At 61.1% G+C, this 23712-nt stretch carries 22 protein-coding genes and 1 pseudogene; 9 read left to right on the top strand and 14 right to left on the bottom strand.

The window, feature by feature from the left end; genetic code table 11:
- Positions 1 to 2 precede the first annotated feature (2 nt).
- Positions 3 to 980 (bottom strand): tonB-system energizer ExbB, encoded by a 978-nt coding sequence (gene exbB / locus ABVN19_RS23435; protein ID WP_105641046.1) that lies wholly within the window; start codon positions 978 to 980, stop codon positions 3 to 5.
- Positions 981 to 1175: 195 nt separating this feature from the next.
- Between exbB and ABVN19_RS23440 the strand changes: the two genes are divergently transcribed.
- Positions 1176 to 2036, top strand: a complete 861-nt coding sequence (locus tag ABVN19_RS23440; protein WP_028942470.1) for an SDR family oxidoreductase — start codon at positions 1176 to 1178, stop codon at positions 2034 to 2036.
- An 11-nt stretch (positions 2037 to 2047) separates the two neighbouring features.
- Here the strand turns inward: ABVN19_RS23440 and ABVN19_RS23445 are convergent, their stop codons facing one another.
- The 5 genes from ABVN19_RS23445 to ABVN19_RS23465 form a co-directional block, all read right to left on the bottom strand.
- On the bottom strand, positions 2048 to 2782 hold the full coding sequence (locus ABVN19_RS23445; RefSeq protein ID WP_028942469.1) for a hypothetical protein: 735 nt from the start codon (positions 2780 to 2782) through the stop codon (positions 2048 to 2050).
- Between the two features lie 58 nt (positions 2783 to 2840).
- Positions 2841 to 3221 (bottom strand): RidA family protein, encoded by a 381-nt coding sequence (locus ABVN19_RS23450; protein ID WP_028942468.1) that lies wholly within the window; start codon positions 3219 to 3221, stop codon positions 2841 to 2843.
- Positions 3222 to 3244: 23 nt separating this feature from the next.
- Positions 3245 to 5353 (bottom strand): bifunctional GTP diphosphokinase/guanosine-3',5'-bis pyrophosphate 3'-pyrophosphohydrolase, encoded by a 2109-nt coding sequence (gene spoT / locus ABVN19_RS23455; RefSeq protein WP_028942467.1) that lies wholly within the window; start codon positions 5351 to 5353, stop codon positions 3245 to 3247.
- Between the two features lie 60 nt (positions 5354 to 5413).
- Positions 5414 to 5680, bottom strand: a complete 267-nt coding sequence (gene rpoZ, locus ABVN19_RS23460; protein WP_028942466.1) for a DNA-directed RNA polymerase subunit omega — start codon at positions 5678 to 5680, stop codon at positions 5414 to 5416.
- 216 nt (positions 5681 to 5896) lie between these two features.
- Complete coding sequence (locus tag ABVN19_RS23465) at positions 5897 to 6775, bottom strand: LysR family transcriptional regulator (protein ID WP_028942465.1); 879 nt, start codon at positions 6773 to 6775, stop codon at positions 5897 to 5899.
- Positions 6776 to 7021: 246 nt separating this feature from the next.
- Between ABVN19_RS23465 and ABVN19_RS23470 the strand changes: the two genes are divergently transcribed.
- The 4 genes from ABVN19_RS23470 to ABVN19_RS23485 all read left to right on the top strand — a co-directional run bounded on the left by ABVN19_RS23470 (position 7022) and on the right by ABVN19_RS23485 (position 12374).
- Positions 7022 to 8404: a glutamine synthetase family protein gene (locus ABVN19_RS23470; RefSeq protein WP_028942464.1), complete on the top strand. Its 1383-nt coding sequence runs from the start codon at positions 7022 to 7024 to the stop codon at positions 8402 to 8404.
- Positions 8405 to 8422: 18 nt separating this feature from the next.
- A complete protein-coding gene (locus tag ABVN19_RS23475) occupies positions 8423 to 9916 on the top strand; it encodes an aldehyde dehydrogenase (protein ID WP_028942463.1) in 1494 nt (497 codons plus the stop codon).
- A gap of 14 nt (positions 9917 to 9930) precedes the next feature.
- Positions 9931 to 10710, top strand: a complete 780-nt coding sequence (locus tag ABVN19_RS23480) for a gamma-glutamyl-gamma-aminobutyrate hydrolase family protein (RefSeq protein ID WP_105641045.1) — start codon at positions 9931 to 9933, stop codon at positions 10708 to 10710.
- A gap of 110 nt (positions 10711 to 10820) precedes the next feature.
- The gene (locus tag ABVN19_RS23485; RefSeq protein WP_028942461.1) at positions 10821 to 12374 is read left to right on the top strand and encodes an APC family permease; all 1554 of its coding nucleotides are present in this window, start codon (positions 10821 to 10823) and stop codon (positions 12372 to 12374) included.
- 21 nt (positions 12375 to 12395) lie between these two features.
- Here ABVN19_RS23485 and gmk read toward each other — a convergent pair whose 3' ends face one another.
- Together gmk and ABVN19_RS23495 are read right to left on the bottom strand one after the other, a co-directional pair.
- Entirely contained in the window at positions 12396 to 13016 is a 621-nt protein-coding gene (gene gmk, locus ABVN19_RS23490) for a guanylate kinase (protein WP_028942460.1), read from the bottom strand.
- 13 nt (positions 13017 to 13029) lie between these two features.
- The gene (locus ABVN19_RS23495) at positions 13030 to 13893 is read right to left on the bottom strand and encodes a YicC/YloC family endoribonuclease (protein ID WP_028942459.1); all 864 of its coding nucleotides are present in this window, start codon (positions 13891 to 13893) and stop codon (positions 13030 to 13032) included.
- 241 nt (positions 13894 to 14134) lie between these two features.
- On the opposite strand from ABVN19_RS23495, the gene rph reads away from it, so the two are divergent.
- Both rph and ABVN19_RS23505 read left to right on the top strand, forming a co-directional pair.
- The gene (rph, locus tag ABVN19_RS23500; protein WP_028942458.1) at positions 14135 to 14857 is read left to right on the top strand and encodes a ribonuclease PH; all 723 of its coding nucleotides are present in this window, start codon (positions 14135 to 14137) and stop codon (positions 14855 to 14857) included.
- A gap of 24 nt (positions 14858 to 14881) precedes the next feature.
- Positions 14882 to 15250, top strand: coding sequence for a DUF4870 domain-containing protein (locus ABVN19_RS23505; RefSeq protein ID WP_028942457.1), 369 nt, complete (start codon positions 14882 to 14884; stop codon positions 15248 to 15250).
- A 65-nt stretch (positions 15251 to 15315) separates the two neighbouring features.
- Here the strand turns inward: ABVN19_RS23505 and ABVN19_RS23510 are convergent, their stop codons facing one another.
- Complete coding sequence (locus tag ABVN19_RS23510) at positions 15316 to 16095, bottom strand: exodeoxyribonuclease III (protein WP_028942456.1); 780 nt, start codon at positions 16093 to 16095, stop codon at positions 15316 to 15318.
- 80 nt (positions 16096 to 16175) lie between these two features.
- Between ABVN19_RS23510 and pyrE the strand changes: the two genes are divergently transcribed.
- Positions 16176 to 16817, top strand: coding sequence for an orotate phosphoribosyltransferase (pyrE, locus tag ABVN19_RS23515; RefSeq protein ID WP_028942455.1), 642 nt, complete (start codon positions 16176 to 16178; stop codon positions 16815 to 16817).
- Between the two features lie 74 nt (positions 16818 to 16891).
- Here the strand turns inward: pyrE and argB are convergent, their stop codons facing one another.
- The 4 genes and pseudogenes from argB to coaBC form a co-directional block, all read right to left on the bottom strand.
- A complete protein-coding gene (gene argB, locus ABVN19_RS23520) occupies positions 16892 to 17797 on the bottom strand; it encodes an acetylglutamate kinase (protein WP_105641044.1) in 906 nt (301 codons plus the stop codon).
- Between the two features lie 29 nt (positions 17798 to 17826).
- Positions 17827 to 19197 (bottom strand): annotated as a pseudogene (locus ABVN19_RS23525) (phosphomannomutase/phosphoglucomutase); the annotation flags it as partial.
- A gap of 143 nt (positions 19198 to 19340) precedes the next feature.
- On the bottom strand, positions 19341 to 19796 hold the full coding sequence (gene dut / locus ABVN19_RS23530; protein ID WP_028942452.1) for a dUTP diphosphatase: 456 nt from the start codon (positions 19794 to 19796) through the stop codon (positions 19341 to 19343).
- 6 nt (positions 19797 to 19802) lie between these two features.
- On the bottom strand, positions 19803 to 21011 hold the full coding sequence (gene coaBC, locus ABVN19_RS23535) for a bifunctional phosphopantothenoylcysteine decarboxylase/phosphopantothenate--cysteine ligase CoaBC (RefSeq protein WP_028942451.1): 1209 nt from the start codon (positions 21009 to 21011) through the stop codon (positions 19803 to 19805).
- Between the two features lie 134 nt (positions 21012 to 21145).
- Here coaBC and radC point away from each other — a divergent pair, with 134 nt between their 5' ends.
- A complete protein-coding gene (radC, locus tag ABVN19_RS23540) occupies positions 21146 to 21832 on the top strand; it encodes a DNA repair protein RadC (RefSeq protein WP_105641042.1) in 687 nt (228 codons plus the stop codon).
- Here radC and ABVN19_RS23545 read toward each other — a convergent pair.
- The gene (locus tag ABVN19_RS23545) at positions 21816 to 23405 is read right to left on the bottom strand and encodes an ABC transporter substrate-binding protein (RefSeq protein ID WP_105641041.1); all 1590 of its coding nucleotides are present in this window, start codon (positions 23403 to 23405) and stop codon (positions 21816 to 21818) included. The two genes, radC and ABVN19_RS23545, sit on opposite strands and share 17 nt — an antisense overlap.
- Positions 23406 to 23712: the final 307 nt, after the last annotated feature.

A 23712-nucleotide genomic window follows, 5' to 3' on the forward strand; every position in this document is an offset into this window, starting at 1 on the left:
GCTTACCCCACTTTCACCATGTGAGGGGCAGCGGTGCGCTCGCCGGTCTGGTGGTCCAGGTCGCGGCTGACCAGCAGCAGGACTTCTGCCGAGGCATCGGAAACCTGAGCCTTGTAACCGGCGATGGAGCGGGCGAAGACGTTGTAGATCACTACGGCCGGAATCGCGGCAACCAGGCCCAGCGCGGTAGCCAGCAGGGCCTCGGCGATACCAGGGGCGACAACGGCGAGGTTGGTGGTCTGGGTTTTGGCGATGCCGATGAAGCTGTTCATGATGCCCCAGACGGTGCCGAACAGACCGACGAACGGTGCGGTGGAGCCGATGGTGGCCAGCACGCCGGTGCCGCTGCTCATGTTGCGGCCGCTGGCGGCTACCAGGCGTTCAAGACGGAAGCTGACACGTTCCTTGATGCCTTCTTTCTCGCGGGCGTTGGCCGACAGGCGCATTTCATCCAGCGCATCGTGGACCAGCAAGTGGGCCAGGGTGCCCTCTTTATTGGCGACGTCGCTGGCTTCCTTGAGAGAGGTGGATTTTTTCAGCAGGGCAATTTCGCCACGCAGACGACGCTTGGCGCCCATCAGCTCGAAGCCTTTGGCAATCCAGATGGTCCAGGTGATGATCGAGGCAATGGCCAGGCCGATCATCACGATTTTGACGACGATGTCGGCGTTTTTGTACATGCCCCAAGGAGACAGGTCGTGGGCCATGCCCAGGCTGGTGTCTTCGACCAGCGCTTCAACTTCTTCCGCTTCAGTGACGGCCTGGCCATCGATCGGCGCTACAGCCGGCGCAGCGGCAGGGTCGGCCGGGGCAGCAGGCCCTGCGGCCGCGGGCGCTTCTACCGCAGCAGGGGCGGCAGGTGGCGTGGTCGGCTCATCGGCCAGTGCAGCGGGGGCCATTACCAGGCTGAACATCAGCGCGGCAATGGCGCGCCATGCGCGCGGCGTGGTTGGCGAAGCGGAAGGTTGAATACGTGTCATGCTGGCCGGACCTGATGAAGAAGAAAAAGGTGGTTGTCCTTCTAGGCCTCGAGACGGCCGAGAACAAATTTTGGGCGGCCATTATTGCAAGTAATTCTTGTTAGCAGAAGTAATAAAGTTGCTTTTTTTCCATAATAGCTAGCCGCCTATCGAGTTGTTTGGATAGGCTGGGCCTTTGATTTGCGGAGTTTCAGGATGTCTGCGCCTTCAGTTCTGATCGTCGGTTGTGGCGATGTAGGTAGCCGTTTGGCCAAGCAATTGCTCGCGTGCAGCTGGCAGGTGAGTGGCCTTCGCCGCAATATTGGCCAGTTGCCAGCCGGGGTGAAGGGGGTTGCAGCCGATCTGTTCGATGCGCAGTGCCCGGCTACCTGGCCGGTTGAAACACCGGACTATCTCGTCTACTGCACAGCAGCCAGCCAGCATGACGAGGCCGGCTACAAGGCGGCCTATGTCGATGGCCTGAAGCATGTTCTGGGTTGGCTTGCCGAGCGCGGGCAAACGCCGCGGCGCTTGCTGTTCGTTTCTAGCAGCAGCGTGTATGCCCAGCAGAGCGGTGAATGGATTGACGAAAAGGCGGTGACTGAACCGCAAGGTTACTCCGGCACGGTAATGCTCGATGCTGAGCAGTTGGCACTGGCCGGCGCCGTTCCCGCAACGATCGTGCGCCTGACGGGTATCTATGGGCCTGGGCGTGAATGGCTGCTCAGCCAGGTGCGCCAGGGTTATCGGGTAACTGAGGAGCCGCCGCTCTACGGCAATCGCATTCATGCCGAAGACGCAGCCGGCTTGCTGGCATTTCTGCTCAAGGCCGACGCCGACGGGCGTGCATTGGATGATTGCTATATAGGTGTGGATGACGCCCCGGCTCCCCTGGCCGAAGTGATGGCCTGGCTGCGTGACTTTATGGGCGTAACCCAGTGGTCGGAGCAGGAGCGGGTGCGTCGTACCGGCAGCAAGCGTTGCAGCAACGCGCGGGCTCGGGCGTTGGGCTGGGCGCCACAGTACCCGAGCTTCAAGGAAGGCTATGCGGCGATCCTTGAAGGGCGTTCAGAGTAAGCGTAAGGCTGTCAGTCGCGCTCGAGCAACCATTGGCGGGCGCCAGGATGCAGCTGCGGTTTTTCATCCGGCTTGGCGCTGTTCAGGGCCCGCAGGATTTCCAGCTGGTCGCCGTCACGTTTGAAAATCCACGGTGCGCCGTGCTTGTTGCGCTCGAGCCAGAGGCTATCGAACTCACCGGTCATGTCGGCGCAGTCGCCAGCCAGGCACAGGGCGTAGCGGTCCAGGTTCGGCAGGCCTTCAACGCTGCCGTTCTCGCCAAACTTTACAACTGCGCCCTTGCCGGGGCCTTCGATAATTTCCCATTTGCCGCCCAGATAAGCGCTGTACAGCGCCTGCTCGAAGCTGGTGCCAGTGCGTGCTGCGATGGGGGCAGGGGTCTTGGGCTTTTCGAAGTTCTGTTCCGGTAACAGCTGGCTGGCGTTCTGCACCAGCTCATCGCCGTCCAGGGTCAGGGCCTGGGCCTGACCATCGCCAAACTCGACCTGGCTTTGCTTTTCGCCAGTCTTGAGTTGGCCTTCAACGATCTCGAAACCATTGGTGTAGCTGGCCTGGTTGGCCGCGACGTTGAGCTTCCACTCGTAGTTGGGGCCATTCTCGCGCAGGGCTTGGCGCAGGCTGACGCCTTTGGCGGCAGCATCGATGGCTTTCTGATTGATCCAGATGCCGTTGTAGTCTTCGGGTTTGTGGCTGGAGCAGCCGCTCAGCAGTGCGGCGGCCAATGCCAAGGCAAGCGCATGGCGCATGTCGGGGGTCCTTCCGGGGTCGTGCGGCGGCGAACCGGACGGCTCGCCGCGCGGGGTATCACTCGAGGACGAGGATCGCGTCCATTTCAACTTGCGAGCCGCGTGGCAGGGCAGCTACGCCGATGGCCGCGCGGGCAGGGTAAGGTTGCTCGAAGTACTTGCCCATGATCTCGTTGACCTTGGCGAAGTGGCCCAGGTCGGTCAGGAAGATGTTCAGCTTGACGATGTCCTTGAACGAACCGCCAGCGGCTTCGGCAACGGCCTTGAGGTTCTCGAAGACCTGAACGGTCTGGGCCTCGAAGCCTTCAACCAGTTCCATGGTTTTTGGGTCCAGCGGGATCTGCCCGGACATGTACACCGTGTTGCCGGCCTTGATCGCCTGGGAGTAGGTGCCGATGGCGGCTGGGGCCTTGTCACTGGTGATGACGGTCTTGGTCATGATGACTCCTTGCTGTTATTGGGCTACGCACGCATGCGGGTGATGCGGATCACGCCGGTCAGGGCGCGTAGTTTCTTGATCACGCGGGCCAGGTGTACACGGTCGTGTACGCTGACCACCAGTTGGACCACGCTGATGCGACCATCGCGCTCGTCCATGCTGATTTTCTCGATGTTGCCGTCGGCGGCATTGACGCTGCTGGCCAGCAGGGCGATCAGGCCGCGCTGGTGCTCCAGCTCGACGCGCAGTTCGACATTGAATTCGCCAGTGACATCCTTGGCCCAGGACAGCTGTACGCATTTTTCCGGGTTGTGGCGGATTTCGCTGATATTGCGGCAGTTCTCCAGGTGAACGACCATGCCCTTGCCCGCCGACAGGTGACCGACGATCGGGTCGCCTGGAATCGGCGTACAGCATTTGGCGTAGCTCAGTACCAGGCCTTCGGTGCCGCGAATGGCCAGTGGGCCCTCCGGGGTCGGTAGCTGTTCGCCTTCGGTGGACAGCAGGCGACGGGCGACGACATAGGCCATGCGGTTGCCCAGGCCGATGTCTTCGAGCATGTCCTCGATCTGTTCGAGGCGGTACTCGCTGAGCATGGCCTGGATGCGTTCCTGCGGAATTTTGTCCAGGGCGCTGTCGAAACCGTTGAGGACTTTGTTCAGCAAGCGTTCGCCCAGGTTGATGGACTCGGAGCGACGTTGCAGCTTGAGGGCATGGCGGATATGCGTGCGGGCCTTGCCGGTGACCACGAAGTTGAGCCAGGCTGGGTTTGGGCGAGCGCCCGGGGCGCTGACGATCTCGACGGTCGAACCGCTCTGCAGAGGCTCGGACAATGGCGCCAGGCGGCGATTGATCCGGCAGGCAATGCAGCTGTTGCCGACGTCGGTGTGTACCGCATAGGCAAAATCGACCGCCGTGGAGCCTTTTGGCAGCTCCATGATCCGGCCTTTGGGCGTGAAGACGTAGACCTCGTCGGGGAACAGGTCGATCTTCACGCTTTCGATGAATTCCAGCGAGTTGCCGGCACGCTGCTGCATTTCCAGCACACCTTTGACCCACTGGCGAGCGCGGGCATGGGTGCCCTTTGGCTGCTCGTCGTCACTGGACTTGTACAGCCAGTGGGCGGCGATGCCGTTGTTGGCCATCTCTTCCATTTCGCGGGTGCGGATCTGGATCTCGATGGGCACCCCGTGCATGCCGAACAGGGTGGTGTGCAGCGACTGGTAGCCGTTGGCCTTGGGGATCGCAATATAGTCCTTGAAGCGTCCGGGCAGTGGCTTGTACAGGTTGTGCACGGCGCCGAGCACGCGGTAGCAGGTGTCTACCTTGTCGACGATGATGCGAAACGCATAGACATCCATGATCTCGTTGAAGGCGCGGCGCTTGCCGCGCATCTTCTTGTAGATGCCATAAAGGTGCTTTTGCCGGCCACTGACTTCGCCTTCGATGCCGTCGACGGCCAGGCAATGGGCCAGTGACTCTTCGATCTTGTTGACGATTTCCTTGCGGTTGCCGCGCGCGCGCTTGACGGCCTGGTAGATGCGCGCCGAACGCATCGGGTGCATGGCCTTGAAGCCCAGGTCCTCGAACTCCACGCGCACGCTGTGCATGCCCAGGCGATTGGCGATGGGGGCATAGATTTCGAGGGTTTCTTTGGCGATGCGTCGGCGCTTTTCGCCAGACAGCACCTCAAGGGTGCGCATGTTGTGCAGGCGGTCGGCCAGTTTCACCAGGATCACACGGATGTCCCGGGCCATGGCCATGGCCATTTTCTGGAAGTTTTCCGCCTGGGCCTCGGCCTTGGTCTCGAAGTTCATCTGGGTCAGCTTGCTGACCCCGTCGACCAGTTCGGCCACGGTCTCGCCAAATTGCGAGCTGAGCGCCTCTTTGGCAATGCCGGTGTCTTCGATCACGTCATGGAGCATGGCAGCCATCAGGCTCTGATGGTCCATGTGCATGTCGGCAAGGATGCTGGCCACCGCCAGCGGATGCGTGACGTAGGCTTCGCCGCTGCGACGGCGCTGGCCGTCGTGGGCTTGTTCGGCGTAGAAGTACGCCCGGCGCACCAGGTTGACCTGGTCGGCGCCGAGGTAGGTCGACAGTCGATCGGCGAGGGCGTCTATGCTCGGCACAGTGTTACCTCCTGCCGAGGAATGGGGCCCTGCGCCGTACCGCATCGACCAGGCATAGGCTTAGACGGCCTCGTTGGCCTCTTCCTCGCTACCGAATGCAAAGGCAGGTTCGACTTCGACGATGGATTCGGCGGCAATGAATTCTGGAGTGCAGATGCCTTCAGCAATTTCACGCAGGGCAACGACAGTAGGTTTGTCGTTTTCCCATGCCACTTTCGGCTCTTTGCCGCCGGTGGCCAGCTGACGGGCACGCTTGGTAGAGAGCATGACCAGCTCAAAACGGTTATCCACGTGTTCTAGGCAGTCTTCAACGGTTACGCGGGCCATGGTCTTCCTCAAGTAGCAAATGCGGTGTTCAGCCCGAATGGGCGAGCGGACTCGATAGTTTAAAAAATCACCAGCCTTTAGGGAAGCGCTGATTTCGATTCGAGTCCTTGATAGGTCGACAATATCCAGTTACAGGGCTCTATTTCAAGTGTCCTGTTGTGGCAGTGAATCCAGGTATATCGTGGCGCAAGCCCGCTGTTGCGCCACGGTGACGCCTTATTGGCGCCCCAATGCATCACGCAGCCGAGGGGTCAGCTCATCGAACAGCGTCTGTACTGAGCGCAGCGCGCGGCAGTCCGGACGAGTCAGCAACCAGAGCTCGGTGTCACAACCGGGCAAGGCATCGCTCAAAGGCGCGACCCCCGGCAGGGTGTGGGCCATGTAGTCTGGCAGCGCGGCCACACCCATGCCGGCACTGACCAATTGGGCTATGGCAGAGATACTGCTGCATCGGTAGCGGGGCATCACTCCCGGCAGGTGCTCACTGCGCCAGACCACGGTGGAGTGGTCCTGCATGGTGTCATCCGGGGCGATCCAGGGCAGGCTGGCCGGGGTTTCCTTGAGCTTTTCGCGAAACTCTTCGCGGCCACACACCACGTAGGAGGCCTTGCCCAGGCAGCGACCGACCAGGTGCTCCGGTGGCGAGTTGGTCAGGCGCAGGGCGAGGTCGGCGTCGCGGCGGCTCAGGTTGGCGAAGGTGTTAGAGGTGGCCAGCTCAAGCGAAAGCGCAGGGTAGGCCGGCATGAACTCGGCCAGCGCCGGCAGCAACAGGCTGTGCAGCACTGCATCGGTGCAGGTCAGGCGCACGGTACCACTCACCACTTGCTCACCATGCTCCAGGGCCACTCGGGCGGCATCCAGGGCCTGCTCGGCGCGCTCGGCCTGTTCGGCCAGGGCCTGGGCAGTGCCAGTGGGGATGTAGCCTTTGCGGCTTTTGACGAATAACGCGGTACCCAGGGCGGCTTCCATGCGCCGGATCGAGCGGAACACCGTTGAAACGTCTACCCGTAGCAGCTCTGCCGCCTTGGCCAGCGAGCGTCCGCGTACCAGGGCGAGGACCAGCGATAGGTCGGCGTGACTGATCTGATATTGCATGGGTGCACTCTTTACTTGCCTAAATGCCAATGTCTGTTGCGCTGGGGCCATTCTATAGTGAAGCGGCAGCGGTGAATCAACTCACAACGCTGTCAGATTTTTGGAACGTGCGTCCTAGTAAAGACGACGTCCGGCAGTTCCCCACGATGGGACTCCTTAAAACAACAAACCAAACCATCGCCGCTCCCGATAGCGCAGCAGTACCTCCCCACAGTCGCCCGATAAAAAATCAAAGGATGCCTAGCCATGACGTCGGTCTCTCCGTGCGCCATCCCTCTCGACGAGATGGGTGAATTTCTCAAGGCCTACCCTGAGGTGCAATTTGTCGACCTGCTGATTGCAGACATGAACGGCGTGGTACGGGGCAAGCGCATCGAGCGTGCGAGCCTGGTCAAGGTCTACGAAAAAGGCATCAACCTGCCGGCCTCGTTGTTTGCCCTGGACATCAACGGTTCTACCGTCGAAAGCACAGGCCTGGGCCTTGATATCGGCGATGCCGACCGTATCTGCTACCCGATTCCCGGCACCCTGAGCTACGAGCCCTGGCAGAAGCGCCCAACCGCTCAGTTGCTGATGACCATGCACGAATTGGACGGCAAGCCGTTCTTCGCTGACCCGCGGGAAGTGCTTCGTGGTGTGGTAGAGAAGTTCGACGCGCTGGGCCTGGACATCTGTGCGGCCTTCGAGCTTGAGTTCTACCTGATCGACCAGGATAACCTCAACGGTCGCCCGCAACCGCCGCGCTCGCCGATCTCCGGCAAGCGCCCGATGTCGACCCAGGTTTACCTGATCGACGATCTGGACGAATACGTCGACTGCCTGCAGGACATGCTCGAGGCTGCCAAAGAGCAGGGCATTCCGGCCGATGCCATCGTCAAGGAAAGTGCTCCGGCGCAGTTCGAAGTGAACATGCACCATGTCGTCGACCCGATGAAGGCGTGCGACTACGCGGTGCTGCTCAAGCGCCTGATCAAGAACATCGCGTACGACCATGAGATGGATTCCACCTTCATGGCCAAGCCCTATCCGGGCCAGGCCGGCAACGGTCTGCACGTGCATATTTCGCTGCTGGACAAGAAAACCGGCAAGAACATTTTCGCCAGCGACGATCCCGAGCAGAGCCAGACCCTGCGTCACGCCATCGGTGGCGTGCTCGAGACCATGCCGGCGTCGATGGCCTTCCTGTGCCCGAACGTCAACTCGTACCGCCGTTTCGGCGCTCAATTCTATGTGCCCAATGCACCGAGCTGGGGCCTGGACAACCGTACTGTGGCGGTGCGTGTGCCAACCGGCAGCAGCGATGCCGTGCGTATCGAGCACCGCGTAGCCGGCGCCGACGCCAACCCCTACCTGATGATGGCAGCGATTCTGGCCGGTATTCACCACGGCCTGACCCATCAGATCGAGCCGGGTGCGCCTATCGAAGGCAACTCGTACGAACAGCTGGAGCAGAGCCTGCCGAACAACTTGCGCGATGCGCTGCGTGAACTCGATGACAGTGAAGTGCTGAACCAATACATCAGCCCGGACTACATCGACATTTTTGTCGCCTGCAAGGAAAGCGAAATGGCCGAGTTCGAGGTGTCGATTTCCGACCTCGAATACAACTGGTACCTGCATACCGTGTGATGCCCGGAGAAAACAACAATGGCAACTGCACCACGTGAACACTGGGAACAGCTGTTCCAGACCCTGAAGATCGAAGGCCGCGCCTTTATCGACGGGCAGTATTGCACCAGTGTCGCTGGTGACACTTTCGATTGCTCGAGCCCGGTCGACGGCCGTCACCTGGCGCAGATCGCCAGTTGCGACAGCGCCGACGCCGAGCGCGCGGTGGCCGCTGCGCGACGTACCTTCGACAGTGGTGTCTGGGCCGACCAGGCACCAGCCCAACGCAAGCGTGTGCTGATTGCCTTTGCCGATCTGCTGCTGGCCAACGCCCAGGAGCTGGCATTGCTGGAAACCCTGGACATGGGCAAGCCCATTGCCGACTCCCTGAGCATCGATATTCCGGCGGCGGCCAATGCCATCCGCTGGAATGCCGAAGCCATCGACAAGATTTACGACGAAGTTGCTGCGACCCCGTCCGACCAGCTGGGTTTGGTCACCCGCTCGCCGGTCGGCGTGGTCGCGGCCATTGTTCCGTGGAACTTCCCACTGATGATGGCCTGCTGGAAGCTCGGCCCGGCCCTGGCCACCGGTAACTCGGTGATCTTGAAGCCGTCCGAAAAATCACCGCTGACGGCGATTCGTATCGCCCAGTTGGCCCTGGAGGCCGGAATCCCCGCAGGCGTGCTGAACGTGCTGCCAGGTTTCGGCCATACCGTCGGCAAGGCCTTGGCCCTGCACATGGATGTGGACACCCTGGTGTTCACGGGCTCCACCCGCATTGCCAAGCAGCTGATGGTCTATGCCGGTGAGTCGAACATGAAGCGTGTCTGGCTGGAAGCCGGTGGCAAGAGTCCGAACATCGTGTTCGCCGATGCCCCCGACTTGCAGGCCGCCGCTGAAGCTGCCGCGGCCGCCATCGCCTTCAACCAGGGCGAGGTGTGCATTGCCGGTTCACGCCTGTTGATCGAGCGCAGCATCAAGGCGCGCTTCCTGCCGATGGTGGTCGACGCGCTCAAGGCTTGGAAACCGGGCCACGCGCTGGACCCCGAAACCCGTGTGGGTGCCCTGGTAGATACCACGCAGCTAGACACCGTGCTGGGCTACATCGCGGCCGGCAAGGCCGATGGGGCCACGCTGCTGACCGGTGGCGAGCGCGTGCTGGAAGACACCTGCGGTGTGTATGTGCAGCCGGCAATCTTCGATGGCGTCACCAACGCCATGCGCATCGCGCGCGAGGAGATCTTCGGGCCGGTGCTGTCAGTGATCACCTTCGACAGCGCCGAGGAGGCCGTGGCCATTGCCAACGACTCGCCTTTCGGCCTGGCCGCAGCCGTGTGGACCAGCGATATTTCTCGCGCCCACAAGACCGCCCGTGCCCTGCGTGCCGGCAGTGTCTGGGTCAACCAGTATGACGGCGGTGACATGACCGCGCCGTTCGGCGGCTTCAAGCAGTCGGGTAATGGCCGTGACAAGTCGCTGCACGCTTTTGACAAATACACCGAACTCAAGGCGACCTGGATCAAGCTGTAAGGGAGGGTGAACCCATGCAAACTACCAATGACCTGCCGCCTTTGATTGGCATTTCGGCTTGTCGTCAGCAGCTTGGCCACAACTCGTCGCATACCGTGGGCGACAAATATGTCGAGGCGGCAGGCTTCGCCGGGATTCCGCTGATTCTTCCGGCGCGGGCCGAGCCAGTCGATCCACAGCGCGTGCTCGAGCGCCTGGATGGCATTCTTTTTACCGGTTCGCCTTCAAATGTCGAGCCGCATCATTACAATGGCGCCCCCAGCGTGGAAGGTACGAAGCACGATGTGTTTCGCGACCGCTTGACCCTGCCTTTGCTGCAGGCCGCCATTGCCAGCGGTGTGCCGGTGTTCTGCATCTGCCGTGGGTTTCAGGAACTGAATGTCGCCTTGGGCGGCACCTTGCACCAGCGGGTGCAGGAGCTGCCAGGTTTCCTGGATCACCGCGAGCCGCAGGACGCACCACTGGAAGAGCAATACAGCCCGCGCCATAGCGTTACCGTTCAGCCCGGCGGGTTGTTCGAGCGCCTTGGGCTGGAGCCCGGCTTCATGGTCAATTCCCTTCACAGCCAGGGCATCGATCGCCTGGCGGGTGATTTGCGCGCGGAAGCGCGGGCGCCCGATGGGTTGATTGAAGCGGTGTCGATGCCAGACGCCCCGGGCTTTGTAGTCGGTGTGCAATGGCACCCCGAGTACCGCCTGGCCGAAAACCCGGTTTCGCTGCGTCTGTTCCAGGCGTTTCGTGAAGCATGCCTGGCCCGTGCAAGGGGCGAGTGCTACCGGGAGAAGGCCCTATGAGGTCATCCGGGTGATCCGGACGTGCAGTATCGGCAACAGGTTTGAATGAGTGAAAGCGGGCGCCCTGCGGGGCGTCCTGAAAAACAATACCAAAAGCGGCGGCACTACTCATGAGCGAATTCGAAGCAGGCTTGTCCCCAGGTATGGGACAGGCTCGCACCCAGGCAAATACTGCAGCGAAAGCAACCAAGGGGCTGGCCAAGGGCCGGCTCGGGCTGCTGGCGAGCATTGTGCTTGGCATTTCCACCATTGCACCGGTGTACACCCTCACCGGCGCGCTCGGACCAACCGTGCGCGAGGTCGGTGCCCATCTGCCGGCAGTGTTCATCGTTGGCTTCCTGCCCATGCTGCTGGTGGCCCTGGGTTACCGCGAGCTGAACTCGGCGGAGCCTGACAGCGGTACGTCCTTTACCTGGTCGGCCCGGGCATTTGGCCCGATGATCGGCTGGATTGGTGGCTGGGGGCTGGTAACGGCAACCACGATCGTCTTGTCCAACCTCGCCGGCGTGGCGGTGGACTTCTTTTACCTCTTTCTCGGGCAAATCACCGGCAGCCACGAGGTGGCTGCGCTAAGCGACAACTTGCTGATCAACGTGGTCACCTGTTGCGTGTTCATCGCCATGGCGGTGTGGATCTGCTGCCGCGGGATTGCCACCACCATGACCGTGCAGTACGGCCTGGTGGCATTGCAGCTGGTGGTGCTGGTGGGCTTTGCCATGGCCGCGTTCGGGGGCTCTTCTGTCGATACCCCGCCACTGGAGTTTGACCTGGACTGGTTCAACCCCTTTGGTGTCGAGTCGTTCTCGGCATTCACCGCAGGCCTGTCGCTGTCGATCTTCATCTTCTGGGGCTGGGATGTCTGCCTGAGTATCAGTGAAGAGTCGGTGGGCAGCGGTGATACGCCTGGCCGAGCAGCGACCCTGACGGTACTGCTGATTCTGGGCCTGTACCTGGTCACAGCGATTGCCACCCTGCAGTTTGCCGGTATCGGCGATATCGGCCTGGGCCTGAACAATCCACGTATCCAGGAAAACGTCTTCGCTCACCTGGCAGGTCCAGTCATGGGGCCACTGGCGATCCTGATGTCCATCGCCGTACTGGCCAGTACCGCCGCCTCGCTGCAGTCGACCTTCGTTTCGCCGGCGCGCACCTTGCTGGCCATGGGGTACTACGGCGCGGTGCCGGAGCGTTTCGCCAGCGTCTGCCCACGCTCGAAAACCCCCCGTTATGCCACCATCTGTGCTGGTGTGGCGGCGGCGGTGTTCTACGTCACCATGCGTACCTTGAGTGAGAACGTGCTGGCAGACACCATCACCGCCCTGGGCATGATGATCTGCTTCTACTACTCGCTGACGGCCTATGCGTGCGTCTGGTACTTCCGTCACAGCCTGTTCGACAGCGTTCGTCACTTCCTGATGCGCGGCCTGTGCCCACTGCTGGGTGGCGGCATTCTCTCGGTGATTTTCCTGCAGACGGCATACGACAGCGCTTCGCCTTCGTTTGGCAGCGGTTCGCATGTCGGGGGCTTGGGCCTGGTGTTCGTGATCGCAGTGATCATCACACTGCTGGGGCTGGGGCTGATGTTGCTGTCACGCCTGCGGGCGCCGGCGTTCTTCCTGGGCATGACCCTGCACCGTCACGCCACGGTCTCCAGCCGCCGCTAAGCGGCTGGAGTTGCCAGTTGCTCAGGCAAGCAATTGCTTGAGCAAATGGCCATGACGCTGCTGCTGGTTCGCCTGCAGCAAGCGGTTGGCGCGGAATACCGCCTTGAGGTCTTCCAGCGCAGTGGCGAAGTCGTCGTTGATGATGACGAAGTCATACTCGTCGTAATGGCTCATCTCGCTCACAGCTTCACGCATCCGGCCTTCGATGATCTCGTCGCTGTCCTGGCCACGGTTGGTCAGGCGCTGGCGCAGGGCTTCCTGGGTTGGCGGCAGGATGAAGATCGAGCGTGCCTCGGGCATCAGCTTGCGCACCTGCTGGGCACCTTGCCAGTCGATCTCCAGGATCAGGTCATGGCCCTGGTCGAGGGTGTACTGCAGCGCGCTGCGCGAGGTGCCGTAGTAATTGCCGAACACCTCGGCCTGCTCAAGAAAATCACCCTGCTCGGTCATGCGGGCGAACTCGGCGTGATCGACGAAGTGGTAGTTCACCCCGTGCTCTTCTCCCGGTCGCATGGCGCGGGTGGTGTGCGAGACCGAGACGCGGATGGTCGGCTGGGCGTCGATCAGGGCTTTGACCAGGCTGGTCTTGCCGGCACCGGAGGGAGCCGAAACGATATAAAGGGTGCCGCTGCTGTGATTCATGGTGGGGGTGGCCTTACTCAATGTTCTGTACTTGTTCACGCATCTGCTCGATCAGTACCTTGAGGTTGACCGCGGACTGGGTGCTGCGTGGGTCGAAGGCTTTGGAGCCCAGGGTATTGGCTTCGCGGTTGAGCTCCTGCATCAGGAAATCCAGGCGGCGACCGGCGGCGCCACCGGATTTGAGCACCCGGCGAACTTCGGTGATGTGGGTGCTCAGACGGTCGAGCTCTTCGGCGACGTCACTCTTCTGCGCCAGCAGGACCATTTCCTGTTCCAGGCGCTGCGGGTCGAGTTCGGCCTGCATGTCGGCGAAGCGATCGAGGACTTTCTGACGCTGGGTGGCCAGCATCTGCGGCACCAGGGCGCGCAGGGTGGTGACTTCGCTGGCCATGCTGTCCAGGCGCTCATTGATCAGGCGGGCCAGTTCGCTGCCTTCGCGGCCCCGACCGTTCTTGAGCTCCTTGAGCGCCTCTTCGAATAAGGCGATAGCCTCATTGTTGAGGGTTTGAGGGTCGCTGGCATCTGCCACCAGCACACCAGGCCAGGCCAGCACTTCCAGCGGATTCAACGGTGCCGGCTGCTGGATCAGGCTGGCAACGGTCTCGGCGGCCGCAACCAATTGGGCCGCGCGCTCGCGGTCTACCTGCAGCGGCTTGCCAATGCTCTCTTCATTGAAGCGCAAGGTGCATTCGACCTTGCCGCGTGACAGGCCTTGGCGCAAGGCTTCACGCACTGCACCTTCGAGGTCGCGCAGGGCCTCTGGCAGGCGCAGGTGGGGTTCCAGGTAGCGATGGTTGACCGAGCGCAATTCCCAGATCAGGGTGCCCTGGCTACCGGCGCGCTCGACACGAGCAAAAGCGGTCATGCTGTGCACCATGGGAAGTACCTCGCAAAAGATGGGTCAAGGGAAGCCAACCGGCTGCAAAGGCGCAGGATTGTAGCGCAGTGCGGCGCCAGCTCCCAATCCACTGATGTTACAAACAGTCTGGCAGCGTCCGCAAAAAACCGGACCAACGCCGCTGGGCCGTCTGTTTCGGGGTTGCGACAATAGGCGTGTCCACGAAGGCCGGCGCACTCTATAATGCTGGGCAGATTCAAACCCAGTACAGGTATCCCAAATGAAACGTCCAAGTGGTCGCGCTGCCGATCAGCTCCGCTCGATCCGCATCACCCGCAACTACACCAAACACGCCGAGGGATCAGTACTGGTCGAGTTCGGTGACACCAAAGTCGTATGCACAGTCAGCGTCGAAAACGGCGTGCCGCGATTCCTCAAGGGCCAGGGCCAAGGCTGGTTGACCGCCGAGTACGGCATGCTGCCGCGCTCCACCGGCGAGCGTAACCAGCGCGAAGCCGCCCGTGGCAAGCAGGGTGGTCGCACCCTCGAGATCCAGCGCCTGATCGGCCGCTCGCTGCGCGCCGCGCTGGACATGAGCAAGTTGGGCGACATCACCCTGTACGTCGACTGCGACGTGATCCAGGCTGACGGCGGCACCCGCACCGCTTCGATCACTGGCGCCATGGTTGCCCTGGTTGATGCGCTGCGTGTGGTCAAAAAACGTGGTGGTCTCAAGGGCGGCGACCCGCTCAAGCACATGATCGCCGCAGTTTCGGTGGGCATGTACCAGGGCGAGGCGGTGCTCGACCTGGACTACCTTGAAGACTCCGCTGCCGAGACCGACCTGAACGTGGTCATGACCAGCCAGGGAGGTTTCATCGAAGTCCAGGGTACCGCTGAAGGTGCACCGTTCCAGCCAGAAGAGCTCAACGCCATGCTGGCGCTGGCTCAAAAAGGCATGGTCGACCTGTTCGAACTGCAGAAAGCCTCGCTGGCCGACTGATTTCGCCAACGCAAGGAGCAGAGCATGAGCGAGCAACCGCTGCAGTTGCCCACCCCCAATGCCGAGATCAGGCAGTGGGCAATGTTCTGCCACCTTGCCGCGCTGCTGGGCCTGATCGTTCCGTTCGGCAATTTGCTCGGGCCGCTGGTGATGTGGATCTGGAAGAAAGACCTGGATCCGTTCATTGATGCCCAGGGCAAGGAAGCGCTGAATTTCCAGCTCACGGTATTCCTGGCATCGATCATCTGCTTTGCGCTGATGTTCGTGCTGGTGGGTATCGTGCTGTTTGGCATGTTGATGGTCGCCGTGCTGGTCCTGACCATCATTGCCGGGGTCAAGGCCAATGATGGCCAGCCCTATCGCTATCCGCTGACCTGGCGACCGATCAAATAATGATCTGATAAAAGCAGCAGCCACAAAAAAGCCGACGCAATGTCGGCTTTTTTGTGGCTGAGCGATCAGATCGTCAGCGTCCAGTCGTAGTCCACGATCAGTGGCGCGTGCTGGGAGAAGCGTGGCTGACGCGGCAGGCGAGCGCTTCGTACAAAGCGACGCAGGCCTGGGGTCAGGAGCTGGTAGTCAAAGCGCCAGCCCAGGTTCAGCATTTCAGCCTGCTCGTTGTCTGGCCACCAGCTGTACTGGTCGCCTTCACGGCTGACTTCGCGCAAGGCGTCGACATAACCCATGTCACCGACAACGGTGTCCATCCAGGCGCGCTCCGGCGCCAGGAAACCTGGTGACTGCTGGCCGTCACGCCAGTTCTTGACGTCGAGCTTCTGTTGCGCCACATACAACGAGCCGCAATAGATGTACTCACGACGTTTGCGTCGCTGTTTGTCCAGGTACTTGGCGAAGTCGTCCATCAACTTGAATTTCTGGTTCAAGTCTTCGTCGCCGTTCATTCCAGAAGGCAGCAGCAGCGTTGCGATGCTTACCTTGTCGAAATCGGCCTGCAGGTAACGTCCGTAGCGATCGGCTGTCTCGAAGCCCAGGCCGCTGATGACTGCCTTGGGCTGCAACCGCGAATAAAGTGCCACGCCGCCTTGGGCGGGAACTTCTGCATCGCAGGCATAAAGGAAGTAGCCATCGAGCTGGAAAGCTGGGTCGTCGAGTTCAAAGGCCGAGGCGCGGGTATCCTGAAGGCAGATGACGTCAGCATTCTGGGCTTGCAGCCAGCTGAGCAAACCACGCTCGACTGCAGCCTGAATGCCATTAACGTTCACACTGATGATCCGCATAAATGGCCCCAAAAATCTCGTGCGTGTATGATACCCGAGCTGTACTCAATTAGCTAAATCCGTGGTATCCGGGACTCTTCATGCAGCCGTATCAGCGCGACTTCATTCGTTTTGCCATCGACCGCGGGGTTCTGCGCTTCGGTGAATTCACCCTCAAGTCGGGCCGCACCAGCCCGTATTTCTTCAATGCCGGCCTGTTCAACAGCGGCTCTGCCCTGGCTCAGCTCGGACGTTTCTATGCGGCGGCAATCGTCGACAGCAAGATTCCGTTCGACGTGCTGTTCGGCCCCGCCTACAAGGGTATTCCCCTGGCGGCAGCCACTGCAGTGGCCCTGGCCGAGCACCACAACCTCGACCTGCCATGGTGTTTCAACCGCAAGGAAGCCAAGGCACACGGCGAAGGAGGCAGCCTGGTCGGTGCGCCGCTGACAGGCGACGTGCTGATCATCGACGACGTGATCACTGCCGGCACTGCAATCCGTGAGGTCATGCAGATCATCCAGGGCCAACAGGCCAAGGCTGCAGGCGTTCTGATCGCCTTGAACCGCCAGGAGCGGGGCAACGGCGAGCTGTCGGCTATCCAGGAAGTGGAGCGCGACTTCGGCATTCCGGTGGTCAGCATCGTTTCACTGACCCAGGTGCTGCAGTTCCTTGCGGACGATCCGGCACTCAAGCAGCATCTGCCGGCCGTCGAGGCCTATCGGGCCCAGTACGGGATCTGAGGTACATAAAAAAGGCGACCATCAGGTCGCCTTTTTTATGTCTTGATCGCGGGGCAAGCCCGCTCCTACAGGCCTCAGCGTGACTTGTCGTTGGTGATCAGAGTACCCACGCCACTGTCGGTAAAGATCTCCAGCAGCACTGCATTGGGCACGCGACCATCAATGATGTGCGAGCTGTTCACGCCGCCTTGCACCGCTTCCAGGGCGCAGCGGATCTTCGGTAGCATGCCGCCGTAGATAGTGCCGTCAGCGATCAGCTCGTTGACCTGCTCGGTGGTCAGGCCAGTAAGCACAGTGCCTTGCTTGTCCATCAGGCCGGCGATGTTGGTCAGCAGCATCAGCTTTTCAGCTTTCAGTGCTTCGGCGACCTTGCCGGCGACCAGGTCGGCGTTGATGTTGTACGACTCGCCGTTGGCGCCTACGCCGATCGGTGCGATCACGGGAATGAAATCACCTTTGACCAGCATATTCAGCAGATCGGTGTTAACCCCGACCACTTCGCCGACATGACCGATGTCGATGATTTCCGGGGTGGTCATCTCTGGCGTCTGGCGGGTAACGGTGAGCTTTTTCGCACGAATCAGCTCGGCATCTTTACCGGTCAGGCCGATGGCGCTGCCGCCATGACGGTTGATCAGGTTGACGATGTCCTTGTTCACCTGGCCGCCCAGGACCATTTCCACCACGTCCATGGTCTGCGCATCGGTAACGCGCATGCCATCGATAAAGTGGCTCTCGATTGACAGGCGCTTGAGCAGATCACCGATCTGCGGGCCGCCGCCGTGTACAACCACGGGGTTGATACCCACGGCCTTCATCAGTACCACATCGCGAGCAAAACCGGTTTTGAGCTCTTCGCTCTCCATCGCGTTGCCGCCGTATTTGATCACCAGGGTTTTACCGACAAAGCGGCGAATGTAAGGCAGCGCTTCGGACAAAACCTTGGCGACATGGGTGGCGGCATCGCGATCGAGGGTCATGCAGGGCTCCAATTGGAACAAATGGTCGGTCAGAACGTTGGTTGCAGGTCAGCGGCTACGCGCTTGAGCTGTGCGCGGAATACCTCTTTGATTCGCTGCAGCTCGGCGTCATTGTCGGCCTCGAAGCGCAGTACCAGCACTGGTGTGGTGTTGGAAGCGCGTACCAGGCCCCAGCCGTTGGGGTAGTCGACCCGCACACCGTCAATGGTGGTCAGGTTGGCGTCATCGCCCCAATCGGCCTCGCGTTGCAGTGCATCAATGATGCTGAATTTACCCTCGTCGGTCACATCAATGTTGATTTCCGGCGTGGAAATATCGTTCGGGAATGCAGCGAACAGCTGTTCGGCGTCGGTGTTGGCCTTGCTGAGGATCTCCAGCAGGCGCGCGGCACTGTAGATGCCGTCATCAAAACCATACCAGCGCTCTTTGATGAAGATGTGGCCGCTCATTTCGCCGGCCAGCAAGGCACCGGTCTGCTTCATCTTCTTCTTGATCAACGAATGACCGGTTTTCCACATCAGCGCACGGCCACCGAATTGCTCGATCAGCGGCGTCAGGCGACGGGTGCATTTGACGTCGAAGATGATTTCGGCGCCCGGGTTGCGCTCAAGCACATCCTGGGCAAAGAGCATCAGCAGGCGATCCGGGTAGACGATGTTGCCAGTGTTGGTCACAACACCAACGCGGTCGCCGTCGCCATCGAAGGCCAGGCCCAGGTCAGCACCGGTTTGCTTGACCTTGGCGATCAGGTCCACCAGGTTCTCTGGCTTGCCCGGATCGGGGTGATGATTCGGGAAGTTGCCGTCGACTTCGCAGAACAGCGGGATCATTTCGCAGCCCAGGGCTTCGATCAGTTGCGGCGCAATCACGCCGGCAGCGCCGTTGCCGCAGTCGACGACCACCTTGAGTGTCTTAGCCAGCTTGATGTCAGCGGTGATCTGCTGGAAGTAGCGTTCGAGGATCTCGACTTTTTCCACGCGGCCGTCGCCACGGCTCAGGTCGTTGGTTTTCAGGCGAGTCAGCAGGGCCTGGATCTGCTCGTTGGCCAGGGTGTCGCCAGCGATGACGATCTTGAAGCCATTGTAGTTCGGCGGGTTGTGGCTGCCGGTGAGCATGACCCCGGACTTGCCGGCCAGCACGTTGGCGGCGTAGTACAGGGCAGGGGTCGGCACCAGGCCGACGTCGCTGACCAGGCAGCCGGCTTCGACCAGGCCTTTGATCAGTTGCTCGACCAGCATCGGGCCGGACAGGCGACCGTCACGGCCGACAGAAATGTTGGGTTCGCCCTGGGCGAGGGTCTGTGCGCCGATGGCGCGGCCGATCCAGTAGGCGGTTTCGGCGGTCAGGGTGTCACCGACTACGCCCCGAATGTCGTAGGCGCGGAAGATGCTTTCTGGAAGTGCTGGTACCAGGTGTGCCATGTCGTTCATCTCTGGGGAAGCTCCAATATCGAGGGCGTGCAGGGCAGGCTCAAACTGAACGCTTTGACGACGTTTTCGCCAGAGAGTTCGCCGTCCTTGGCGCGAGGTAATGAGTCGAGGGATCAGTGGCTGCCGGAATGGCCGAAGCCACCAGCGCCACGCTGGCTTTCGTCGAAGGCTTCGACAATGTCGAAATGAGCCTGTACGACGGGCACCAACACCAGTTGTGCGATGCGCTCGCCGATGGCAATGGTGAAAGGGGTCTGGCCACGGTTCCAGCACGACACCATCAGTTCACCCTGGTAGTCGGAGTCGATCAGGCCGATCAGGTTGCCCAGCACGATGCCATGTTTGTGGCCCAGGCCCGAGCGCGGCAGGATCATGGCGGCAAGGCCTGGATCACCGATGTAGATCGACAGGCCGGTAGGGATCAGTAGGGTCTGGCCTGGCTCGAGGAGGGTGTCTTCCTTGAGCATGGCGCGCAGGTCGAGGCCGGCCGAACCGGGTGTAGCGTACTGTGGCAGCGGGAATTCGTTGCCGATGCGTGGGTCGAGAATCTTGGCTTGTAGAGCGTGCATGCAGAATTAAACCTGGTTGAGACGTTCGGCGATGAAAGCAACCAGCTGGCGGGCGATCTTGCCCTTGCTGGTTTGTGCAAAGAGTGTTTCGTGGAGCTGGCGATCGATCACGCTGCAGGCGTTTTCCTCGCTGTTGAAGCCGATGCTGGGGTTGGCCACATCGTTGGCGACAATCAGGTCGAGGTTTTTGTCCTTGAGCTTGCGCGCTGCGTAATCGAGCAGGTGTTCGGTCTCGGCGGCAAAGCCGACGCTGAACGGGCGATCGGGACGGGTGGCAATGGTGGCGAGAATGTCCGGGTTACGGACCATCTGCAGCAGCAGGCCGTCACCTGTCGTAGGGTCTTTCTTGAGTTTTTGCGGCGCGACCACTTCAGGGCGGTAGTCTGCGACCGCGGCTGAGGCGATGAAAATATCGCAGGGCATGGCCGCTTCACAGGCGGCCAGCATGTCGCGAGCACTGACAACGTCGATGCGCGACGCCCGGTCGGGTGTTGGCAAGTGAACCGGGCCGCTGATCAATGTCACCTTGGCGCCCGCCTCGACGGCGGCTTCGGCCAGGGCGAAGCCCATTTTCCCGGAGCTATGGTTGGTGATGTAGCGCACCGGGTCGATGTTTTCCTGGGTCGGGCCAGCGGTGATCACAATGTGTTTGCCGGTCAGCGACTGGCGCTGGAAGCTTTCCGCCGCGCACCAGGCCAGGTCGTTGGCCTCGAGCATGCGGCCCAGGCCGACATCGCCACAGGCCTGGCTACCGGAGGCCGGGCCAAAGACCTTGATATTGCGACTTTGCAGCAGATCGAGATTGGCCTGGGTGGCCGGGTCGCGCCACATGGCCTGGTTCATGGCCGGGGCGACAGCCACGGTGGCGTCGGTGGCCAGTACCAGGGTGGTCAGCAGGTCGTCGGCCACGCCCTGGGCCAGGCGGGCCAGCAGGTCTGCAGTGGCCGGGGCGATCAGCACCAGGTCAGCCCACTTGGCCAGTTCGATATGGCCCATCGCCGCTTCGGCAGCAGGGTCCAATAGATCCATGTGCACCGGGTGGCCGGACAGTGCCTGCAGGGTCAGCGGCGTGATGAACTCAGCGCCGCCGCGGGTCATGACGACACGCACCTGCGCGCCGTGTTCCAGGAGTCGGCGAACCAGTTCGGCACTCTTGTAGGCGGCGATACCGCCGCCGACGCCGAGAACGATGCGCTTACGATACAGCCGCTGCATAGGCTTGCCTTTTGCTCAGTGATTGCACGCGGCGACGACGCCTCCCCAGGCCGAATCGTCGCGGAAAAAAGAGGGGCTAATGTAGCACAGGGCTGTAACACAGGAGCAGTAACCGATAGACAGGGAGGTGAGGCATGAGTATCAGGGACTGGCCTGCGGCGGAGAGACCGCGGGAGAAATTGCTGGAACAAGGCGCGTTAAGCCTTTCGGATGCCGAGCTGCTGGCGATATTCCTGCGCACCGGCGCCAGGGGCTATAGCGCGGTCGATCTGGCCCGTCATCTGCTCAGGCAATTCGGTGGCCTGCGTGAGTTGCTCGAAGCCGATGACGTCCGCTTCAACAAGGAGTTTGGCCTGGGCCCTGCCAAGTTCGCGCAATTGCAGGCGGTGATGGAAATGTCCCGGCGCCACCTGGCCGATCAACTGCGGCGTGGTTCTGCACTGGAAAGCCCCACGGCGGTAAAGGACTATTTCAAAGCCCAGTTGCGCCATGAGCCACACGAAGTATTTGCCTGCCTGTTTCTCGACACCAAGCACCGTTTGCTGGGGTTCGAAGCACTGTTTCGAGGCTCTATCGACAGTGCCAGCGTTTATCCCCGGCAAGTGGTCAAGCGTGCCCTGGCGCACAATTCTGCGGCAGTGATTCTCTGCCATAACCATCCGTCGGGCGTATCGGAGCCGAGCCAGGCCGACGTGAACCTCACGCTACGCCTCAAGGAGGCACTGGCATTGATCGAGGTACGGCTGCTCGACCATTTCATCGTTGGCGACGGTGAGCCGCTATCAATGGTCGAGCAGGGGTGGTTCAGCGCGTCGTACTGACCTTGGCAAAGTCCTGGCGGCCAAATGGGCTGACCCGATAACCCTCCACGCCCTGGCGCATCAGTGCCGCAGCCGTCGGATGCGCCAGCGGCAACCACAGTGCCTGTTGCTGGATCAGTGCCTGGGCTTGCTGGTACAGGCGGCTGCGCACGCTTTGGTCGGTAGTGGTCTTGCCGGCACTGATCAGCTGGTCCAGGCGCGGGTCGCAATAGCGGGCGAAGTTGGTCCCTGACTTGACCGCGGCGCACGCGAACTGCGGGCTGAGGAAGTTATCCGGGTCGCCATTGTCGCCCGCCCAGCCCATGAAGAGCAGGTCATGCTCGCCTGCCTTGGCCCGGCGAATCAGCTCACCCCATTCAATGACACGAATTTCGGCCTTGATACCAATTTTGGCCAGGTCCGCCTGCAGCAATTGCGCGCCCAGGCTCGGGTTGGGGTTGAGCAGGCTGCCTTGCGGGCGGGTCCAGATGGTGGTGCTGAAGCCGTCCTTCAAACCAGCCTTTTCCAGCAGGGCACGGGCTTTGTCGAGGTTGGTGGGGTAGCCGGGCAGGTCCTTGGCATAGCTCCAGGTATTGGGCGGGTAGGGGCCATTGGCAGCAACGGCGGTGTCTTCAAAAACGGCCTTGAGGTAGCTGGCCTTGTCGAAAGCCAGGTTGATGGCTTGCCTGACTTCAACTTTGTCCAGTGGCGCATGCTGACTGTTGATGGCCAGGAACGCGGTCATGAAGGCTTCGGTCTTTTCGACCTTCAAGGCCGCATCATCTTTGGCCGCGGCAATGTCCAGCGGCTTGGGTGACAAGGCGATCTGGCACTCGTTGCGCTTGAGCTTCTGCAGGCGCACGTTGGCATCCGGAGTGATGGCATAGATCAGCGGGTCGACCGCCGGCTTGCCGTCAAAGTAATCCGGGTTGGCCCGGTAGCGAATCACCGCATCCTTCTGGAAGCGGTTGAACACGAATGGACCGGTGCCGATCGGTTGGCTATTGAGTTTTTCCGGGGTGCCGGCCTTGAGCAACTGGTCCGCATATTCGGCCGAGTAGATCGAAGCGAAACCCATGCTCAGGGTCGGCAGGAAGGTCGCGTCGGCATGATTGAGGGTAAAACGCACCGTCAGCGGCTCTGGTGCCTCGATGTGTTTGATCAGCTCCGGCAACTGCAGTGACTGGGCATGGGGATAGCCACTCTGGGCGATCTTGTGCCAGGAGTGGGCCGGGTAAATCATGCGTTGGAAGCTGAACAGCACGTCGTCGGCGTTCAGGCTGCGGCCTGGCTTGAAGTAACCAGTGCTGTGAAACTTGACCTCCGGGCGCAACTTGAATTCGTAGACCAGGCCGTCTGGCGAAACTGTCCAGCGCTCGGCCAGGCTGGGTACGACCTTGCCCTGGACGGCATCGAATTCGACCAGGCGGTTCATCAAGACATCAGCCGAGGCGTTGGTGGTAGTCAGTGAATTGTACTGAACCACATCAAAGCCTTCAGGACTGGCCTCGGTGCACACACTCAGCGCAGCCGCCTGGGCGAAAGCCGGGCCGAGCAGGGTGGCGAACAACAGGGGTAGAGCGGCAGCGCGCATGGGGGATTCCTTGGCTGATCGTTGGCCCATCTGCCAGTGCAGTCTGGAAACGTCCTACCCTAGTGCGCTGGCTCACAAATGACCATATCCTTTTTTGCCATTCGTGCGACGAGTGGTCGACACCTTGCCGGGCCAGTCGTTATGCTGCTCCCGCGTCTCCATCATCAAGTCAAAGCACATCTTCTGTTGTTGTGCTTTGGTCTTTCTGGTATAAAGCAGCGCTCTTTTCTAGGGGCTCGGCTTGTCGCATCTGCTGATTGAGTCGATAAGACCCTGAAGAAACACGGCGCCTGGCGCCAAAGACTGA

Origin of the sequence: Pseudomonas vranovensis (assembly GCF_040438935.1) — a bacterium.
GTDB lineage: Bacteria > Pseudomonadota > Gammaproteobacteria > Pseudomonadales > Pseudomonadaceae > Aquipseudomonas > Aquipseudomonas vranovensis.

What these genes read in the sequence shown, in the direction of transcription:
- exbB (WP_105641046.1), bottom strand. Translation starts at nt 980, where the DNA reads ATGACACGTATTCAACCTTCCGCTTCGCCAACCACGCCGCGCGCATGG.
- ABVN19_RS23440 (WP_028942470.1), top strand. Translation starts at nt 1,176, where the DNA reads ATGTCTGCGCCTTCAGTTCTGATCGTCGGTTGTGGCGATGTAGGTAGC.
- ABVN19_RS23445 (WP_028942469.1), bottom strand. Translation starts at nt 2,782, where the DNA reads ATGCGCCATGCGCTTGCCTTGGCATTGGCCGCCGCACTGCTGAGCGGC.
- ABVN19_RS23450 (WP_028942468.1), bottom strand. Translation starts at nt 3,221, where the DNA reads ATGACCAAGACCGTCATCACCAGTGACAAGGCCCCAGCCGCCATCGGC.
- rpoZ (WP_028942466.1), bottom strand. Translation starts at nt 5,680, where the DNA reads ATGGCCCGCGTAACCGTTGAAGACTGCCTAGAACACGTGGATAACCGT.
- ABVN19_RS23465 (WP_028942465.1), bottom strand. Translation starts at nt 6,775, where the DNA reads ATGCAATATCAGATCAGTCACGCCGACCTATCGCTGGTCCTCGCCCTG.
- ABVN19_RS23470 (WP_028942464.1), top strand. Translation starts at nt 7,022, where the DNA reads ATGACGTCGGTCTCTCCGTGCGCCATCCCTCTCGACGAGATGGGTGAA.
- ABVN19_RS23475 (WP_028942463.1), top strand. Translation starts at nt 8,423, where the DNA reads ATGGCAACTGCACCACGTGAACACTGGGAACAGCTGTTCCAGACCCTG.
- ABVN19_RS23480 (WP_105641045.1), top strand. Translation starts at nt 9,931, where the DNA reads ATGCAAACTACCAATGACCTGCCGCCTTTGATTGGCATTTCGGCTTGT.
- ABVN19_RS23485 (WP_028942461.1), top strand. Translation starts at nt 10,821, where the DNA reads ATGAGCGAATTCGAAGCAGGCTTGTCCCCAGGTATGGGACAGGCTCGC.
- gmk (WP_028942460.1), bottom strand. Translation starts at nt 13,016, where the DNA reads ATGAATCACAGCAGCGGCACCCTTTATATCGTTTCGGCTCCCTCCGGT.
- ABVN19_RS23495 (WP_028942459.1), bottom strand. Translation starts at nt 13,893, where the DNA reads ATGGTGCACAGCATGACCGCTTTTGCTCGTGTCGAGCGCGCCGGTAGC.
- rph (WP_028942458.1), top strand. Translation starts at nt 14,135, where the DNA reads ATGAAACGTCCAAGTGGTCGCGCTGCCGATCAGCTCCGCTCGATCCGC.
- ABVN19_RS23505 (WP_028942457.1), top strand. Translation starts at nt 14,882, where the DNA reads ATGAGCGAGCAACCGCTGCAGTTGCCCACCCCCAATGCCGAGATCAGG.
- ABVN19_RS23510 (WP_028942456.1), bottom strand. Translation starts at nt 16,095, where the DNA reads ATGCGGATCATCAGTGTGAACGTTAATGGCATTCAGGCTGCAGTCGAG.
- pyrE (WP_028942455.1), top strand. Translation starts at nt 16,176, where the DNA reads ATGCAGCCGTATCAGCGCGACTTCATTCGTTTTGCCATCGACCGCGGG.
- argB (WP_105641044.1), bottom strand. Translation starts at nt 17,797, where the DNA reads ATGACCCTCGATCGCGATGCCGCCACCCATGTCGCCAAGGTTTTGTCC.
- dut (WP_028942452.1), bottom strand. Translation starts at nt 19,796, where the DNA reads ATGCACGCTCTACAAGCCAAGATTCTCGACCCACGCATCGGCAACGAA.
- coaBC (WP_028942451.1), bottom strand. Translation starts at nt 21,011, where the DNA reads ATGCAGCGGCTGTATCGTAAGCGCATCGTTCTCGGCGTCGGCGGCGGT.
- radC (WP_105641042.1), top strand. Translation starts at nt 21,146, where the DNA reads ATGAGTATCAGGGACTGGCCTGCGGCGGAGAGACCGCGGGAGAAATTG.
- ABVN19_RS23545 (WP_105641041.1), bottom strand. Translation starts at nt 23,405, where the DNA reads ATGCGCGCTGCCGCTCTACCCCTGTTGTTCGCCACCCTGCTCGGCCCG.